This is a genomic window from Butyricicoccus sp. AF18-9LB (assembly GCF_027684505.1).
GTDB lineage: Bacteria > Bacillota > Clostridia > Oscillospirales > Butyricicoccaceae > Agathobaculum > Agathobaculum butyriciproducens.
Genome location: NZ_JAQCWA010000027.1, coordinates 15,077 through 31,223, shown reverse-complemented (window position 1 = coordinate 31,223; position 16,147 = coordinate 15,077). Strand labels below are relative to the sequence as shown.

The window sequence follows — 16,147 nt, the reverse complement described above, 5'->3', positions numbered from 1 at the left end:
GAGCAGCGCAGCGATTTGAACCGGAGAATCAAGTATTATCTGGGCGCCAAGCGTATTGACGGACTGTCAGAACGAACCTTGAAGAACTACAGGTATAACCTCGAAATGTTTGCAGAGCGCATGAACAAGAGCGCGGCGAAGATCACCACGGACGACATTCGCGGGTATATTGGTTACCTTGCGGAGAATCGGCATCTTGCCGAAACGTCACTGCAAACGCACATCAACACACTGCGCGCCTTCTTCGGGTGGCTGCATATCGAAGAGAAAATAAAAAAGAATCCCATGGCAAAAATCAAGTCGCTCAAGCTGGACAAGAAGGGTGCCCGCCAGGCGCTGACCGTTGAAGAACTGGAACGCCTGCGCGATGCCTGCCGGGGCTACCGCGAAAAGGCACTCGTGGAATTTCTGGTATCCTCCGGCTGCCGTCTGAGCGAGGTCGCGCAGCTCAGCGCTTCCGATCTTGACCTCATCGGCCGCACGGTGCGCGTCACCGGCAAGGGTGATAAGGATCGGCAGGTGTATTTTTCCGTTCGCGCCCGCCTGATGGTGCAGGAGTATATGGTATCCCGCAAGGGCGGCACCGGCTTGTTTGTGAGCAGTAAATCGCCCTACGAGCCGCTCAAGCCGCGTGCCATTCAGCGCATTGTACGCGCGATCAGCGAGAGGGCGGGACTGGAAAAACACGTTCACCCGCACCTGCTCCGGCATACGTTTGCGACCCATGCGCTCAACGGCGGCATGGACGTTACTGTAATTCAAAAACTGCTGGGGCATGAGGACGTATCGACTACGCAGATTTATGCGGAGATGTCGGACGAAACCATCAAGCACCAGTACAATAAATATGTCGCGGCGAACTAAGCCGCGGAAAGGAGCACATATGAAAATCAACGGAATCAAGGCACTGGACTACCAGTGCCAGGGCGACAGTCTGACGCTCGTGCTGTCCGAAACCGACTTTGAAACGGTGTCCGGTCTGAACACCGCGCTCATCGAGGTCCGCACGGATGACGGCGATTTGGTTGCGGCGCACGGCGGCTATGCGCTGCGTGCCATCACCTACGATAAGGACAAGCAGACCTACACCGCCATCTGCACCACGGCCGCCGATGACACGACCGCGCAGGCGATCTCGCAGTTAGTGTCTAAGGTGGAGGAACTGGAAACCAGCAACACCGCACTGGCGGCTCAGCTGGACTACATCAGTATGATGACCGATACGGAGGTGGCGTAAATGGCTAACTGGTTTGACCGCATCAAGAAGTATTACGATGCCGGTCTCTGGACCAAGAAAATGGTCGGCAATGCGGTGGTGAAGAAGAAAATCACCGCCGAGCAGTACAAGGAAATCACCGGCGAGGACTACAACAAGTAAGAATCACCGGAATTTTTACACTTGATAGGGCAGAAGCCCGGAAAGGACAACATTATGTATCCCAACAACATCTACATCAAGAACTATGCAACCATCAAGAAGTATCCCGGCGATATCGGCGTGCAGCTCGATCAGTATGACAATGCGCACGGTATCAAGCACAACGCACTGGCACGCGCCCAGTACAAGCACTGGCGCAGCGTGCAGACCGGCGTGCCGGAGCTGCTGAGCGTAGAGGACAAGCGTCTGCTGGGTATTTGATCATGCCGGCGGAAGTGATCACGGCGGCGCTCAGTCTGGTCGGAACACTCGTGGGAACGCTCGGCGGTATTGCGCTGAGCTCCAACCTGACCAATTACCGCATTGAGCAGCTGGAGAAGAAGGTGGAGAAGCACAACAACCTCATCACGCGCACGTATAAGCTCGAACAGGAGTTTGCCGTGATGGATGAGAAAGTGAAAGTGGCTAACCACCGCATTGACGATTTGGAGGATTTAGAACATGAAAGTTAATATTCCGGTACGCTTTCGCAATCCGTGGTTCTGGGTCGGCGTTTGCAGTGTGGCGATTACCGCCATCGGCGTGGATCCGCAGACGTTTACGAGTTGGGCGGCTGTGTGGAACGGTGCTGTTTCGGTGCTGTCTAATCCGGTGCAGCTTTGCACCATGTGTCTGGCTATCCTCAGCGTGTTTGTGGACCCGACCACGGCGGGCATTGGGGACAGTGAGCGGGCGCTCGAATATACAAAACCTAACAAGGAGGAAAAATAACATGGTACGTTATATCGGTACAAAACTTATTGAGGCTATTCCGGCACAGAAGGACGGTGAGGACGGTTACAAGGTCGTTTATCCGGATGGATACAACAGCTGGTCTCCGGCGGATGTTTTCGAACGTGCTTATCTGCCGCTTTCCATCAACACTCGCCTGAATACCGACAAGCCGAGCATTGGTCAGGAAATGGTCGATGATTTTATCGCACACATCGAGGTGCAGACGCTTGGTGACAAGACTACGGTCGTCCGTGCGGTGCTGCGCAATGGCTTCGAGCTCGTGGAAAGTTCCTCTTGCGTCAGCAAGGAGAATTACTCGGAAGAACTCGGCGCGCAGATCTGCATGAAGAAAATCAAGGATAAGGTTTGGTTCCTGCTCGGCTTCCTGCTCCAGACGGCCGTGCACGGCGTAAAGGAGTAAAGCATGCAGATCATCGAGACCAATCTTCCGACGAACGGCAGCTTCAAGCGCCGGAACAGCACGGATGAGATCATCCTGCACCACGCAGAAGCAAGCCATGCGAGCGTGGAGGAGGTCAATCGCTGGCACCTGGAACGCGGGTGGACCGGCATCGGCTATCATTTCTATATCCGCAAGGACGGCAAGGTGTACAGAGGCCGCCCGGAATGGGCGGTCGGCGCGCACGCGCAGGGCTGTAACAGCCGCGCGATCGGCATTTGCTGCGAGGGCAGCTATATGACCGAGACCATGCCTGCGGCACAGCTGAACGCGCTGAAAGAGCTGATCCGTGCCATGATGGCGAAATACCCCGGCGCAAAGCTGTTACGGCACAAAGATGTAAACTCCACCGACTGTCCGGGTACGAATTTCCCGTGGGCAGAAGTGCAGAAGTACAACACCGAAACCACGGCAAAGAAGGAGGAAACCAAGATGACAGACAAGGAATTTGCGGCACATGAAGAACGCTATCAGGCGGAAAAGGCCAACCAGAAGCCGCATCCGTATGCTGCCGAGGCCTGGCAGGCGGCGACAGACGCCGGTATTATGGACGGTACCAAGCCGCAGAGTCCGCTGACGCGTGAACAGCTTGCGGTGATTTTACAGCGTTTAGGTCTGCTCGGAAAGGGCGTGAAGTAAATGGGACTGGGTTCTATGCTGGCGGGCGCTGTTAAGGCGGCAGCTGCAGCGGCAAAGGCAAGCAAGAGCAGCTCCGGTGGCTCGTCCTCGGGCAGCTCGTCGGGTTCTACCAGTTCGAGCGGATCCTCGTCCTCTGGCTCGTCCGGCGCTTCGATGGCGGCAACCGGCAAGGGCGGCAGCTACTCTATCGGCTCGGACAAGGGCAAGGATTTTGTTTCGAGTGCTGCTGCAGGCTCGACCATGAAAGGCTCGGACGGCTCGACATGGACCAAGAACAGCGACGGCACGACCACCATCAGCAAGGGCGGCCAGACGTTCACCTACGGCGGCGCTTCCGGCACCGGCGGCTCGGGCGGGAGCAGCTCGGGCGGCGGCTCGTCCGGCAGCGGTACTTATACGCCGCTCGGCTCACATAATGACCAGACCATCAAGGACACGAGCGTGGAGGATTCCGCGCAGATGGCGGCAATCAAAAAACGCTATGCGGAGGCACAGGCGCGCGGTGACACTGCGGCTATGAAATCCGCCCATGCGGACGCCGAGGCGCTGCGTGCGCAGTACGGCTATTCCGGCGGCTCGGACGGCTCGGACTACATCGGCAAGGGCTATGTGAGCGGCAACGTACTGGGCAAGCAGATGAGCAATCAGCTTAACAGCGGCTTTGACGCCTATAAGAAGTACATGGAGGACGCTGCGGCACAGCAGCAGGCGGCGCTCAAGGCCAAGGTGGATAGCGCGGTCGCCAGCCTGAACGGTCAGAAATACGACGTGAAGAAGCAGACCGAGGCCAACAATGCCGCTGCGGAAAAGGCGTATATGCAGAGCATTAAGCCCGGCGGCTCGAACGCGGAAACCCTTGCGGCAAACGGTTTGCTGACAAGCGGACTTACCGAGTCCAGCCAGATCAGCGCGGGCAACGCCTACCAGAACGCACTGAACAGCAACGCGACTACGCAGACCGAGACGCTCGCCAAGATCGAGCAGGCCATTACACAGGCACAGCTTACCGGCGATATTGAGGCGGCAAACGCGCTTGCCAATCTCTATAAGGAGATTGCCGCCAAGGGTTACGAGAATACCCAGAACATCGTTGCGGCAAACCAGTGGGGTCAGCAGTTTGGTCTTTCGCAGGCCGAGCTGACGGGTACTTACAATGGAACCCAGACGCTTGCCATGCGGCAGTATGAGCTGCAGAAGCAGCAGGTGCAGCAGGAGCTTGAAGCAGGCAAGATCGACATGGAGACGGCACGCAAGCAGATTGAGTATATCAATGCGCAGATTGCGTACATGCAGGCTCAGACTACCGGTCAGAACCTTTCCAACAAGTATTCTCAGTGGCAGCTTAACCAGCTTTAACTACGCCAGAAGGCGGCGATTTTCGCCGCCTTCTCTCTTTAGGAGGTTACTATGGGCAGTTTTTACGATGATTTTAAGAAAAAACAGAACAAGAGCCAAAACAAACCTACGCTGATTAAGGTTCCGCAGGTTGCACCGAAAAGCAATGATCGCCGTGCGACAGCGGCGCGCAACCGGGAGCAGCAGCGCGTGCAGGCTCACGGCGGACAGACGCAGACCACCCAGCGCGTGAACACCCAGCAGCGGACAACGGTGCGGCAGAATACATCTGCCGGATCATCGCAGAGGAGCACGCCGATTGTACAGAGAACGCAGAGCACACAGCAGAATTCGTTCGGCCTGAGAAGTCCTCAGCAGCTGCTGAACAGTGCACAGAGTTCCAGCATTGCGAATGTGAACCGGTTTTCTGCCAAGCAGGCCGCACAGCAGAGACGCAATCCGCGGCAGAACGTATCTACAGCCACTAAGAGCAGCGGAGACGGCAACCCGACGCTGACGCAGTTACTCAAAAATTCCATGGACTGGCATACGACCAGTGACCCGAACAGGAAGGCGCAGTTGCACGCGCAGAACGACTCCCTGCGGCGCAAGCTCGGTTACGAGTACAACCCGCAGACCGGCGCTTCTTATGATAAGTACGGGCACGAAATGACCGCCGGTGTACGCATGGCATACGGCAGCAAGCCGACCGAACGGCTGAATCAGGCGACACAGCTGCTGCATACCTCCGGCGTGATGGGTAAGACAGACAAGGCAACCGTCTACCCGACCGCCATGCAGGCGGCACAGGGACTGGATGAGGACTATTTCAGCGGCCAGACCGGCTACAATGCACACAAGACGATGCATGACCTGTTTAACCGCTCGGATGAGACGTGGAGCAGTGAGGACACGCAGAGCCGCGACAGGGCACGTCAGGAGCTTACCGATGAGATGGGCCGCATTATGAAGCGGTACGGCCTTACCTATCAGCCGCGCGACAACGCGGATGATATCATGAACCGGCTGAAAGCCGCCGGTGCGGACGAGCAGACGCTTGCGTATGTGCAGGAAAACATTGACCTGCGGCACGCGGCGGACCGTCTCGGCAACGGCATGGAGGCGATTGGCAAGCGGTGGATCGCTTCGCTGCCGTCCCTCGTGGACACCTCGCGTCAGGTGAGCGCGAACCTGGCGGAGAGCCGCCAGAACGAGGAATACCGCCAGCTTGAGGAGCAGGAGCAGACGCTTGAACTCACTCTGCAGGGCATGAACAGCACGGCGGCAGACGGCTCGGTTCCGGCAGATTATCAGGCTGTCTACGATCAACTGCAGGAGGTTAAAAAACGCAAGAACGAGCTGACCGTAAACAAAGGCGTAGACCCGAACAAATGGTCTCAGCGCATGCTGCGCGAGGCGAACGAGGCACAGGCAAACGCCGAGGCCGGTTTAGCGCCTGCGCCGCGCTGGCTGACCGAACAGGGCATTTCCCTTGCGGGCAATGCGCCGGTGATGGCGGCAAGTGCGATTCCGGGCGTTGGTCCGGCGGTCGGCTCGCTCGTGATGGGCGCGCAGGCGGCCGGTCAGCGCTCATTTGAGCTGAATGAGCGCGGGATCGGCGCGCGGGAGTCGCTGACGCGAGGGTTGACCTCGGGTGCGATCGAGGCGGCAACCGAAAGACTGCCGCTCGGTCAGATGAGCAAGATCCTGCACTCCGGCGGCGTGAATGCCGTAAAAAATATCCTCATCCAGATGGGTGAGGAGGCGACAGAGGAAAGCGCAAGCTATTTCCTCAACTATGTTGCGGATAAGGCGGCGCAGGATCCGGACGCAAAGTTCAGCCTGCAGGAGCTTGCCCAGAGCGCCGCGGGTGGCGCGTTCGGCGGTCTGGTGTTCGGCGCGGCGGGCGCGCTCGGTTCGAGAGCGGCAACAGATACGGAGCGTATGAATGCCGCTGATGCATACGATTACAATCAGGTGCAGCAGCTTGTACAGCTCGACAGCGAGCTGCAGGCGGCGCTTAAGCTGCCGGAAGGACCTATTCGGGAACGTGCGGTGCAGACCGCGCAGGATAAGATGGTAAACGCGCTGACCGATATGCAGCGGCAGAATGCGGCACGGAGTGCTGAGCTGACTGCGAATTATGACGCGGATCTGCAGAATCATCTTGATCTGCAGGAAAAGGCCGAGACAGCACAGTACCTGCAGGAGCAGGAAAACAGAGCGCTCAATCAGCGTGCGGCGGTACAGGCGATGCAGCAGATGGATACTCAGACGCAGAATAATGTTATCGACCTGCAGGACCGGCTGAACAATGCTTGGACGGAACTGCAGGAGCTCGATCAGGGAGACGGGCGGCTCTCGGTGGCCGAAATGCAGCGCCGTAATCAACTGATGGACGAAATCCGTCAGTTGAACGCACAGCTGAATGAGCAGGGAGTGAAGACCGGCGCTGTTATGCCGGAAATCCAGCAGAATGACATGATCCGCACGGCAGACCGCGGAAACGTGGGCGAGGTGCTGAACCAGAATCCGGACGGCAGTTACAATGCGTTTTTCCGAAACAACGAGACCGGCGAGGAAGGTATTCACCGCGTCGAAGCCGAGAACGCACAGCGGATCGCAGAACCGGGCACCTATGAGGTGGCAAGCGAGCAGCAGCGCGCCGCCGCTGCTGAGGAAGCGCTGAATCCGTCGCTCGACGACTCGGAATATCAGCTTGAATATGAGCAGCAGAGCCAGCCGGAGCAGCCGAAGCCGCTCGGCAACTATGAGAGGTACGGCAAGACTACGCAGAAGGCGGCACAGGAGCTGCAGGAGCAGCTGAACAGTCAGCACTCGTTTGTCTATGAGGCGGACGAACAGGCGGCACGCCGTGAACAGCACAGCGAGCTGCGCGGGCAGTATGAGCTTGCACAGCCGGTACGCCGCCAGCTTGAGAAATTTAAGAATAACCATCCACTCAGCGACAAGGACAACAGCTTACTGCAGGGCGCGCTGCTCAACGGTGCAACGGACAAGTTCTCGCAGGCGGACGATCCTGCGGCCGTTATGCATATGTACCAGCTGATGCAGGAGGAGCAGCGCCTTATGCAGCCGCTGCGGGAGTATGCACAGGCCCGTCGAGACGCTCTCAGCTTAAGCGCGGAAGAAATGGCTGACGCGATTGCAGAGAAAGCAAAGGACAAGCGCATTCCCGGCGCTTACAGCCGTGAGACGATGGAGCGCAACAGTTATGATATTTTCGGCAAGGAAAACCGCCAGTACGCCGAAACACTCAACGAGCAGTATTTTACGCCGGTGCACAAGGCGGTTGCAGACCGGACACAATACATCAACACGGTAAAGGACCGGATCGCAAAGCTGAATTTAAGCAAGCACGAAAGCGCACTTGTGCAGATGATGCTGGAAGGTGAGAACGGTGCGGCTGCGGACTATATCGCGGCGAAGAAAATCAAGGTAACGAGCAAGCTGCAGGAACGTGTCGCAAACGGCGTTGCGGAATTCCGCGCCATTTACGACGATATGTACAACAAGCTCTGCGATACCCTGATTGCAAACGGCATGTGGGACAGTGTGCCGGGATACCTCAAGGACTATGCGCCGCATTTTACTGTAGACAAGCCGGACACCAAACTTGCGCGCGTGCTGTACAAATTCGGCATTAAGCCGGACAGTACGCTCAATCTTCCGACTCCGATTGCCGGCATTACAGACGACCGCAACCCGGGTAAGAAGTGGTTCGGCAACCTGCTGCACCGAAACGGTGAACTGACGGAGTTTGACGCGGTGGCCGGTTTTGATCGATATGTAGAGACGGCCGGCGACGTTATCTTTCTGACGGACAGCATTCAGAACCTGCGTACACTTGAGGATGCAATCCGGTATCGGCTTTCCGATGACGGAACCAGGCAGAAAATCAACGAGATTCGCAAAGACCGCACGCTGGATCCACTCGAACGCCACCAGCAGACGCAGGACGTTTACGACAAGAATGTTGATGACACGAAAAAGCTGCTTGACCAGAAACACGCGGGCATGGGCGGCTATGTTGCCAATCTGCACGAGTATATCAATAACCTTGCAGGAAAGAAAGCCCGCGCGGACCGTGGCTGGGAGGAAATGCTCGGACGCCAGATGTACAACGTGGCAAAGAATGTTGAGGGTAGAGTGGCGGCGAATATGATCGCGCTGAACCCCGGCTCGTGGATCACAAACTTTATTCCGCTCACACAGGCTGCCGGTGAGGTGAGCACGCCGAACCTGCTGCGTGCGGCTTACGACACGGTAAAGAGTGCGATTCGGGACGATGGTTTTACGGATGGTTCGGTATTTTTGACCAACCGTGAGGGCACGCAGATGCTCGACCGGACGCTGACGCGCAAGGTCTCCGATCTGGCCGGAATGCCGATGGAGGCTATCGACCATTTCACGGCCAACATTGTGACGCGCGGCAAGTACCTCCAGAACATTGCAGACGGTATGACGGTAAACCAGGCGTTTGAAAATGCCGATGCGTTTGCTTCTAACCTGATGGCGGACCGCTCCAAAGGTGCACAGCCGACAGCATTTAATGCCGTCAACCCGATTCGCAAGATGTTTACCATGTTCCAGCTGGAGGTCAATAACCAGCTGAGCTACTTAGCAAAGGATCTGCCGAGGGCCAAGCAGAACAAGGCTGCGCTTGCATGGTCGTACACTAAGATTTTTGCCGGTGCTTATCTGTTTAATCAGGTATACCACCAGCTGACCGGCCGTGATTCGGCGCTTGACCCTATCGGCATGATCGCGGATGCGTTCGGCTTTGATCCGCTGGATGATGACGACAAGGATAAGAAGAAAAAGTCCGGCGTGGACATTGCGCTTGACCTCGGCGAAAATGTTGCGGAACAGATTCCGTTTGTGGGAGGCCTGCTTGGCGGCGGCCGTGTGCCGATCTCCTCGGCCTTCCCGGATTTCGGCAAGCTGAAAGAGGAATATGAGAACGGCTACGACAACAAGCGCATTGCGCTTGACGCGGCAAAGAGCGCGGCCAACTCGGCGGCGTACCTGCTGCTGCCGTTCGGCGGCGGTGCTGTAAAGAAGGCGCTTGAGGGCGCGGCAACCGTATATGCGGGCGGCAGCTACAGTCTGGACAAGAACGGCGAGAAGATCCTGCAGTTCCCGCAGTACGGCCAGAGTCCGAGAGATTGGGCGCAGGCTATGCTGTTCGGCAAGTCGTCGCTGCAGGGCGCGCAGAATTGGGCGGATGATGATTACCAGAGCCTTAATGCGGACGAGACAAAGGCGTTTGATGAATTGCGTCAGCACATGAACTGGTTCAAGGACGAAAACGGGAACACCATTGACAATTCCGAGGCGGTGTTTGCGGCTATTAAGGCTATGCGTGCCATTACGGACGAGATGAAAGAAAAGTACCCGGACGATTACACGGCGATTGCTGCAGGCAAGAAACGCGAAATGCTGTTTAACGACAACGATCTGAATGAGATTCAGAAAAAGTATCTTGACCGTGAACTGATCGGCAGTTCGGTCGGTGCGTCCGGCGACTACTCCTCCCGGGATATGTTCGACATCAGCCAGAAGGTGCGCGAGGCCCGTCAAGATGATGCGATGGAGGCACTCAAACACGGAATTTCCGTTGATGAGTTTGCAAACTGGGACGGCATTATCGAGGAAACGCTTGCGGATAACGAAGTAGATGCAAAGGATTTTGTCGAAGGACAGAATAACGAGCTGTACAAAAAGAATGAGGCACTTTTGGCAATCCTTAACGAGTACGGTAACAGCGGCGAACACACGGACGCGGAAAAGAACGCGTTTGCGGACTATCTGCTGATCTCTGCTATGGAGGACAGCGACAAGGAACGCTGGGACGAGGTAAAGGGTACGGTAAACGCGACCGACTTTGTGAAGTTTGCAAGCGACATGACGACGTACAACAAGGAGTACAAAGGTTCCGGACTGAGCAAGAGCGACGCTATGCAGTCGATCCTTGACGGTTACAAGAACCTTTCCGACACGCAGAAGGACGCGCTTTTTGGCGTGTACAGCGACAGTGCGTCCGGCAATGCGTTCCATATCTCCAAGTATGAGGAGGCTATTAAGGGCAATTCGTTCTACTCTTACCTCAAGGACGCAGGCAAGAAGGAGCTGCGCTCACTGCTCAACAGCTACGAGAAACATGTGGCGGATAACGCCAAGCTGGACGGCTGGGAGGCCAAGGCGGCCGTTGCCAAGGAGGCCGGTATTTCGCCGGGCATTTACGCGTTGTTCCAGGTCGCGCTGCAGGAGGCGGACACGGACGGCAAGGGATTGAGCCAGGCAAAGGCCAAGGCGGCCGTTGAGTCGGTCGGCGGTCTGACACAGGCACAGAAAGCGTATTTGTGGCAGAGCGCAAACAAGAGTTGGAAAAAGAACCCCTACGGCTCGGCGACGGTTTCCGAGTATAAGTATGCAGGCGGCGAGTTCGCAAACCCGGTTGAGGGCGGAACGATCTCAAGTAAGTTCGGTCCGCGTGACACGTTCGCTACAAGCAACGGTGCCTCGTCCTCGCGTTGGCACAAGTCCATTGACATTGCCGCGCCTGCCGGTACGGCGATTAAGTCGGTTCAGGGTGGCAAGGTAACCGCGAACGGCTGGGTTTCCGGCTATGGATGGACGATTGAGGTAAAGCATGATAACGGGTATGTGAGCATGTACCACCACATGCAGAATCAGAGCAGTGTTGCGGTCGGCACGGAAGTAAAACAGGGGCAGACGATCGGCAACGTCGGCAGTACCGGCAATTCGACCGGTCCGCACCTTGATCTGACGATCACCAAGGACGGCACGCCGGTGGATCCTGCGTCGCTGATTGGCGATTACAAGAACGCAAAGACGGGGTATGTTTACGAGGGTTCGCCGGTTTATACGCAGCTGTCCTCGGCGGCAAGCAAGAGCAAAAAGAGTTCCGGCGGGTCGAGTAGGTCGAGTGGCGGAAGCAGTTCCGGCGGTTTGAAGCAGCTTAAGGGACTTAGTGGTTTGAAAGGATTGGGATTCTGATAAGAAAATGAGAAAGCGCCGTCGGTTGACGGCGCTTTTTTTGTCGTTTTGTAAACCTATAACATTTTATGCTTTGACAGCAGCAGTTGCAGCTGGTTTCCGGCGCTACCACACGCGCGTCCAGCATGATCGGATCAACGACCTCTACGACTGCAGTCGGCTTGTTGCTGTCAGGCCGCAGCTGCACATCACGGCCGTCCTCGATATACTGCGAAGAAAAGATGCGCGCGCCGCCTTCGCCGCCGAACAGTACAACACGTTTGTCAAATACCGCCAGACCGTCCACGATACGCGGACGACCGATTACGCAGCTGATTTCACATTCAATGCGATAGAAAAAGCGGATATCAACGCTGTAGAAACCTCGATTAAACTGAATCCGCTCAACATCAATGGAAACACAGAGCAGTTCCGCTGCACGCGGCTTCACAGATGCAATGCCGCCGGCATTGATCAGCTCCTGCGCATCGCGGGTGAGATACACGCGAATGTCACGCAGGCACTCCTTACTGCGGCAGGAGTCATAAACCTTTTTGGTGTGGACGCAGACCGCTTCGCGGAAGCCGCCTGCACTGTTGCCGTTATTGCCGCCGATAGGACCCGGGCAGCAAACTTTTTCAGCCATGTATATTACCTCCAAACAAAAATTGAAGCAACTTCAGTATCAATCTATTCGGAGATTTTCCGGGGTGTTACATTAAGAAGTCCCTCTGTACCTTCAATACAGGGGGACTTCCGTCAAAGAGGGAGGGGGGGGGCTGCTTTATACGTCCATCCAGACGCCTCCGGCCTTATGGCTGCGCACACAGGCATCGACAAAGCGAACGCCGAGCACGCCGTCCTCCACAGTCGGAAAGGTGTCGGTCGTGTTCTCACGACCTGCCTTGCGATCGGAGAGCACATTGCAGAACGAACGGTAAATATTCGAGAACGCCTCGATAAAGCCTTCATTATGGCCTGCACCGACGCGGGAAAGCCGCGTGCTGGCATCGAGCAGATAGTCTGCACCGGCGGACAGCCGCTGACTCGGCTGGCTGCGCGGCGTGTAGATCAGGTGGTCGCAGTCGGTCGCGGTCCATTCGAGCGAGCCTTCGGTGCCGATGACGTAGATGCCGCTGTCACACTCGTGTCCAATCGCAATCTGGGATGCCCAGAGAGTACCGGTTACGCCGCCCCCGAAATCCATCAGCACGTTTACATTGGTATCGAGCGGCAGATCACGCGGATAGGTATCCATCATCGCCAGCACGCGCTTGACGTGCAGACCGGTAAACTGCGTTACCATCTGCTCTGCATGTGTGCCGAGATCGTTTGCACACAGCGAGGAACCGACCTTTTTCGGCTGAAAACGCCATGCCGAGGTGTCCACCTTGCCGTCAACCGCACCGGAAATGACCCAGTCCTCCGGATGCTGCACGCGGACGTGCAGAATATCGCCGATTACACCTGCGCGAATCATCTCACGCGCCTGACGGATGAGCGCATAGCCGGTGTACGAATACGTTATGCCGAACAGAAGACCGCGCTCCTCTGCAAGGCGGGCAAGTTCCTCGGCTTCCTCAGTGCGGAGCGCAAGCGGCTTGTCGCATATAACGTGGATGTCATGCTCAAGAAAGCACTTTGCAATCTCGTAATGCGTATCGTTTGCCGTCATGATGGAGACAAAATCAATACCGTCCTCACGCGCGGACTCCTTGTCTGCCATTTCGTGAAAATCCGCATACACGCGGCTGGTGTCAGGCAGGTGATACGCCTCAGCGGTCGCGCGGTTCTTATCCATGCTGCGGGAGAAGCAGCCGCAGACCAGCTCGGCGGAATCGTCCAGCATAGCGCCCCAGCGGTGGAATTTGCCGATGTATGAACCAAGCCCGCCGCCAATCATACCAAATTTCAGCATAAATAATTACTCCTTACATTTTACATATCAAAGTTTACGACCTCTACCGTTCCTGAGGTCTGTGATGCGATGCTTGAGGTGCTCCTGACCGATAAAGCCGCCCGCACTGATGATACCTGCCGAAATCGTTTTCTTCTCCATGATCCGTGCCTCCTTTTTGTTCTTCGTGGCGCTCTTTATGCCTCTATTATAGAACAAAATTACACAGAGTCACGTCAGGAAATTAACCTATTCTGTGCAGAAATTAACATCAGAAGTTTATGGAGCGGAATTTACTCGGCGTCATTTTCTCGCGGCTGCGGAATACGCGGGAAAAGTGGCTTGCGCTGTTGAAGCCGCTCTGCTCGGCGATCTGCTCGATGGAGAGCGCCGAACCGGTCAGCAGCACCTTTGCGTGACGCAGACGCTGCTCCTGCAGATAATCATGCGGACGGAAGCCGATGTACCTGGCAAAACAGCGAATGAGATGCGTGACACTTACATGGCACAAATCGGCAAGTGTTTCGAGCGTGACCTCTTCCTAGAAGTGCTCAGCGATATACTCGACCGCCGGACGAATCACCTCGGGAATATCCGGCTTGGTGTCCGGCGCGGCAAGACAGCACAGCACGGATTGGACGCCGACCGAAATGCGGTGCTCATTGTACACCTGCTTGTCACCGTAGTAGAAAATCTGCTCAAAATACGGGAGAATCTCATGATTCCCATCAAAGCAGATGCCGGTGCCGCCGGTCAGCAGCCGGACATAAGCCGCGCTTTCGCCGCTGGAAAAGTGAAACCAGAGGAGTTCGGTCGACCCGGTGACGTAATACCGGTGGGGAAGGCGGCAGTCTATGGTAGCGTCCGTACTGGATAAGGTACTACAGATGCTCCCGCGCAAACGGAGATGGAATGGTAAAGTCCACACGCGACGAGAGCAGCAGGCCTTTGTCGGGTGGTTTCACAGGCATCACCTTCATGAGAGTATACAAAAATTATAATGTGGATTTGCTCAAAGAGTAAGAGCCTATCCGGCAGATTGCCTGAAATGTACATGGAAAACAAAACAGGGAAATTAACCCATCAAATCCTCATCGGTGACGAAAAACTCGTTGTCGAGTTCCGCGCACCGGCGGTCTAGCTCAGAGGTCGTGCCGAGCGTGCGGCGCACGGCATCGTACTCGGCTTTCGCGCGGTTGTTTACCTTGCCGGTTCGCGTTGCGCGGATGAGCAGGTTTTTCGGGGTATCGAGCGGCGAAATATACTCAACGACAGACACCTTGTAGCCTTCGGCTTCCAGTTTGAGCGCACGCATGCTGTCGGTCAGCACATCGTTAAAGCGCGCCTTGAATACGCCGAATTTGGTCAGCGGCTCGAGTCCGGGCATGGTGTACTGATCGAGCAGTTCCTTGTGGCAGCACGGCACGCACGCGATGTATTTCGCCTTGGCGCGGATTGCCGTACCGAGCGCGAGGTCGGTCGCAATATCGCACGCGTGCAGCGAAATCACAGCAGTAACGTTTTTCGGCGGCTGATACGTCCGCAGATCCGCACAGATGAATGTCATGTTGTGGTAGCCAAGACGCTTCGCCATCGCACGGCTCTCGTCAATAACGTGCTCCTTGATATCCACGCCGATAACGCGGCAGCGACGATGCAGCACCTCGTGGATATAGTAATTCATGACAAAGCTGAGGTAGGACTTGCCGCAGGCGCAGTCCAGCAGCACAATTTCGTCGCTGTCATCCTGCTCGAACATCGGCGCAACCAGTTCGACGTAGTGGTCGATCTGATTGTACTTGCGGATCATGTCGTTTTTCAGCTTGCCGTCTGCGGTTAGGATGCCGATCTCGCGCAGCAGCGCCGCCGCCTGATCGACACGAATGAGGTACTGCCGGCCGCTGTCGAGCAGCGGATTGGCGGCAGCCGCCTTTTCCTCGGCGGTCGCTTCGCGCTCGGCCTGCTTCATCTGCACGCCGCGTGCCGTCACGGACAGCGTAACAACCGTGCTGCGCTCGGTGTAGGTGAGCACGCTCTCGTCGTATTTCTCGGCCTGCTCGGCAAAGAAGGTACAGAATTCAGCCGCGTCTACGCGGCGGTCGCTGCCCTGAAAATGCAGCGTGTAGTCCTCGTCCGCGCGGGACAGCTTTGCGTCAAATTTCTTTTTGCCGGAAACCAGAGTACAGTCTGCCTGCACAAAAAAATCGCGGTTTTTGGTCAGCCGCGCTGAAATGCCTGCCAGCAGCAGCTTGAGCTTCGCGGAATCTCCCTTTTGCATGGATGTCACAACCTTTATTGTAATGTTTTTGTTTTAGTATAGCACAACGGAAAGCATTTCCGCAATTCCAAAGTATAATTTGTGGAAACGAGTGAGATAATATTACCGAAATCACAAAAGGAGGTCATTCTCTATGAGTAACGATCGCTGCAACAAGTCTATCCACTGCACGGTGGAGCAGTGCGCAAACCATTGTCCGACCGCTTCTTACTGTGCGCTGGACAGCATTACCGTTGGCACGCACGAGGCTAATCCAACGGTGGATCAGTGCACCGACTGTAAGTCCTTCCAGCGAAAGTGCTGCTGATTTCCCCTCGCAATGCCGAAAAGGGAGCCGGATTTGTCCGACTCCCTTTTCGAGTG

The 16,147-nt window shown here is 56.2% G+C and carries 16 protein-coding genes; 11 read left to right on the top strand and 5 right to left on the bottom strand.

Annotation, left to right across the window (positions count from 1 at the left end):
- The 10 genes from xerA to PGY33_RS12195 form a co-directional block, all read left to right on the top strand.
- A partial coding sequence (xerA, locus tag PGY33_RS12240) for a site-specific tyrosine recombinase/integron integrase (RefSeq protein WP_270478863.1) occupies positions 1-864 on the top strand: 864 nt, incomplete at its 5' end.
- Between the two features lie 19 nt (positions 865-883).
- On the top strand, positions 884-1,237 hold the full coding sequence (locus PGY33_RS12235; protein ID WP_270478861.1) for a hypothetical protein: 354 nt from the start codon (positions 884-886) through the stop codon (positions 1,235-1,237).
- On the top strand, positions 1,238-1,378 hold the full coding sequence (locus tag PGY33_RS12230; protein WP_215706022.1) for an XkdX family protein: 141 nt from the start codon (positions 1,238-1,240) through the stop codon (positions 1,376-1,378).
- A 54-nt stretch (positions 1,379-1,432) separates the two neighbouring features.
- Entirely contained in the window at positions 1,433-1,639 is a 207-nt protein-coding gene (locus PGY33_RS12225) for a hypothetical protein (RefSeq protein ID WP_270478859.1), read from the top strand.
- Positions 1,640-1,641: 2 nt separating this feature from the next.
- The gene (locus PGY33_RS12220; RefSeq protein WP_118647445.1) at positions 1,642-1,890 is read left to right on the top strand and encodes a hypothetical protein; all 249 of its coding nucleotides are present in this window, start codon (positions 1,642-1,644) and stop codon (positions 1,888-1,890) included.
- Positions 1,880-2,149 (top strand): phage holin, encoded by a 270-nt coding sequence (locus PGY33_RS12215; protein ID WP_270478855.1) that lies wholly within the window; start codon positions 1,880-1,882, stop codon positions 2,147-2,149. The genes PGY33_RS12220 and PGY33_RS12215 overlap by 11 nt, the downstream gene beginning before the upstream one ends.
- Position 2,150: 1 nt before the next feature.
- On the top strand, positions 2,151-2,573 hold the full coding sequence (locus PGY33_RS12210) for a Gp49 family protein (protein ID WP_270478854.1): 423 nt from the start codon (positions 2,151-2,153) through the stop codon (positions 2,571-2,573).
- Positions 2,574-2,576: 3 nt separating this feature from the next.
- Positions 2,577-3,251: an N-acetylmuramoyl-L-alanine amidase gene (locus PGY33_RS12205; RefSeq protein ID WP_270478853.1), complete on the top strand. Its 675-nt coding sequence runs from the start codon at positions 2,577-2,579 to the stop codon at positions 3,249-3,251.
- Positions 3,252-4,607, top strand: coding sequence for a hypothetical protein (locus PGY33_RS12200; protein WP_270478852.1), 1,356 nt, complete (start codon positions 3,252-3,254; stop codon positions 4,605-4,607).
- A 51-nt stretch (positions 4,608-4,658) separates the two neighbouring features.
- Positions 4,659-11,630 carry a M23 family metallopeptidase gene (locus PGY33_RS12195; RefSeq protein WP_270478851.1) on the top strand — a complete coding sequence of 2,324 codons (6,972 nt, stop codon included), beginning with the start codon at positions 4,659-4,661 and terminating at the stop codon, positions 11,628-11,630.
- Here the strand turns inward: PGY33_RS12195 and PGY33_RS12190 are convergent.
- The 5 genes from PGY33_RS12190 to PGY33_RS12170 all read right to left on the bottom strand — a co-directional run bounded on the left by PGY33_RS12190 (position 11,602) and on the right by PGY33_RS12170 (position 15,784).
- Positions 11,602-12,255 carry a hypothetical protein gene (locus tag PGY33_RS12190; protein ID WP_270478850.1) on the bottom strand — a complete coding sequence of 218 codons (654 nt, stop codon included), beginning with the start codon at positions 12,253-12,255 and terminating at the stop codon, positions 11,602-11,604. The genes PGY33_RS12195 and PGY33_RS12190 overlap by 29 nt on opposite strands.
- 138 nt (positions 12,256-12,393) lie before the next feature.
- Positions 12,394-13,527, bottom strand: a complete 1,134-nt coding sequence (locus PGY33_RS12185) for a Gfo/Idh/MocA family protein (protein ID WP_270478849.1) — start codon at positions 13,525-13,527, stop codon at positions 12,394-12,396.
- Positions 13,528-13,777: 250 nt separating this feature from the next.
- A complete protein-coding gene (locus PGY33_RS12180) occupies positions 13,778-14,017 on the bottom strand; it encodes a helix-turn-helix domain-containing protein (protein WP_118479984.1) in 240 nt (79 codons plus the stop codon).
- A 30-nt stretch (positions 14,018-14,047) separates the two neighbouring features.
- The gene (locus PGY33_RS12175) at positions 14,048-14,434 is read right to left on the bottom strand and encodes a hypothetical protein (protein ID WP_147356918.1); all 387 of its coding nucleotides are present in this window, start codon (positions 14,432-14,434) and stop codon (positions 14,048-14,050) included.
- Between the two features lie 147 nt (positions 14,435-14,581).
- On the bottom strand, positions 14,582-15,784 hold the full coding sequence (locus tag PGY33_RS12170; RefSeq protein WP_118753596.1) for a class I SAM-dependent methyltransferase: 1,203 nt from the start codon (positions 15,782-15,784) through the stop codon (positions 14,582-14,584).
- Between the two features lie 133 nt (positions 15,785-15,917).
- Here PGY33_RS12170 and PGY33_RS12165 point away from each other — a divergent pair, with 133 nt between their 5' ends.
- Positions 15,918-16,091, top strand: coding sequence for a DUF1540 domain-containing protein (locus PGY33_RS12165; RefSeq protein WP_118285538.1), 174 nt, complete (start codon positions 15,918-15,920; stop codon positions 16,089-16,091).
- The last annotated feature ends 56 nt before the right edge of the window (positions 16,092-16,147 follow it).

What these genes read in the sequence shown, in the direction of transcription:
- PGY33_RS12205 (WP_270478853.1), top strand. Translation starts at nt 2,577, where the DNA reads ATGCAGATCATCGAGACCAATCTTCCGACGAACGGCAGCTTCAAGCGC.
- PGY33_RS12215 (WP_270478855.1), top strand. Translation starts at nt 1,880, where the DNA reads ATGAAAGTTAATATTCCGGTACGCTTTCGCAATCCGTGGTTCTGGGTC.
- PGY33_RS12165 (WP_118285538.1), top strand. Translation starts at nt 15,918, where the DNA reads ATGAGTAACGATCGCTGCAACAAGTCTATCCACTGCACGGTGGAGCAG.
- PGY33_RS12170 (WP_118753596.1), bottom strand. Translation starts at nt 15,784, where the DNA reads ATGCAAAAGGGAGATTCCGCGAAGCTCAAGCTGCTGCTGGCAGGCATT.
- PGY33_RS12190 (WP_270478850.1), bottom strand. Translation starts at nt 12,255, where the DNA reads ATGGCTGAAAAAGTTTGCTGCCCGGGTCCTATCGGCGGCAATAACGGC.
- PGY33_RS12185 (WP_270478849.1), bottom strand. Translation starts at nt 13,527, where the DNA reads ATGCTGAAATTTGGTATGATTGGCGGCGGGCTTGGTTCATACATCGGC.
- PGY33_RS12195 (WP_270478851.1), top strand. Translation starts at nt 4,659, where the DNA reads ATGGGCAGTTTTTACGATGATTTTAAGAAAAAACAGAACAAGAGCCAA.
- PGY33_RS12210 (WP_270478854.1), top strand. Translation starts at nt 2,151, where the DNA reads ATGGTACGTTATATCGGTACAAAACTTATTGAGGCTATTCCGGCACAG.
- PGY33_RS12220 (WP_118647445.1), top strand. Translation starts at nt 1,642, where the DNA reads ATGCCGGCGGAAGTGATCACGGCGGCGCTCAGTCTGGTCGGAACACTC.
- PGY33_RS12225 (WP_270478859.1), top strand. Translation starts at nt 1,433, where the DNA reads ATGTATCCCAACAACATCTACATCAAGAACTATGCAACCATCAAGAAG.
- PGY33_RS12235 (WP_270478861.1), top strand. Translation starts at nt 884, where the DNA reads ATGAAAATCAACGGAATCAAGGCACTGGACTACCAGTGCCAGGGCGAC.
- PGY33_RS12200 (WP_270478852.1), top strand. Translation starts at nt 3,252, where the DNA reads ATGGGACTGGGTTCTATGCTGGCGGGCGCTGTTAAGGCGGCAGCTGCA.
- PGY33_RS12230 (WP_215706022.1), top strand. Translation starts at nt 1,238, where the DNA reads ATGGCTAACTGGTTTGACCGCATCAAGAAGTATTACGATGCCGGTCTC.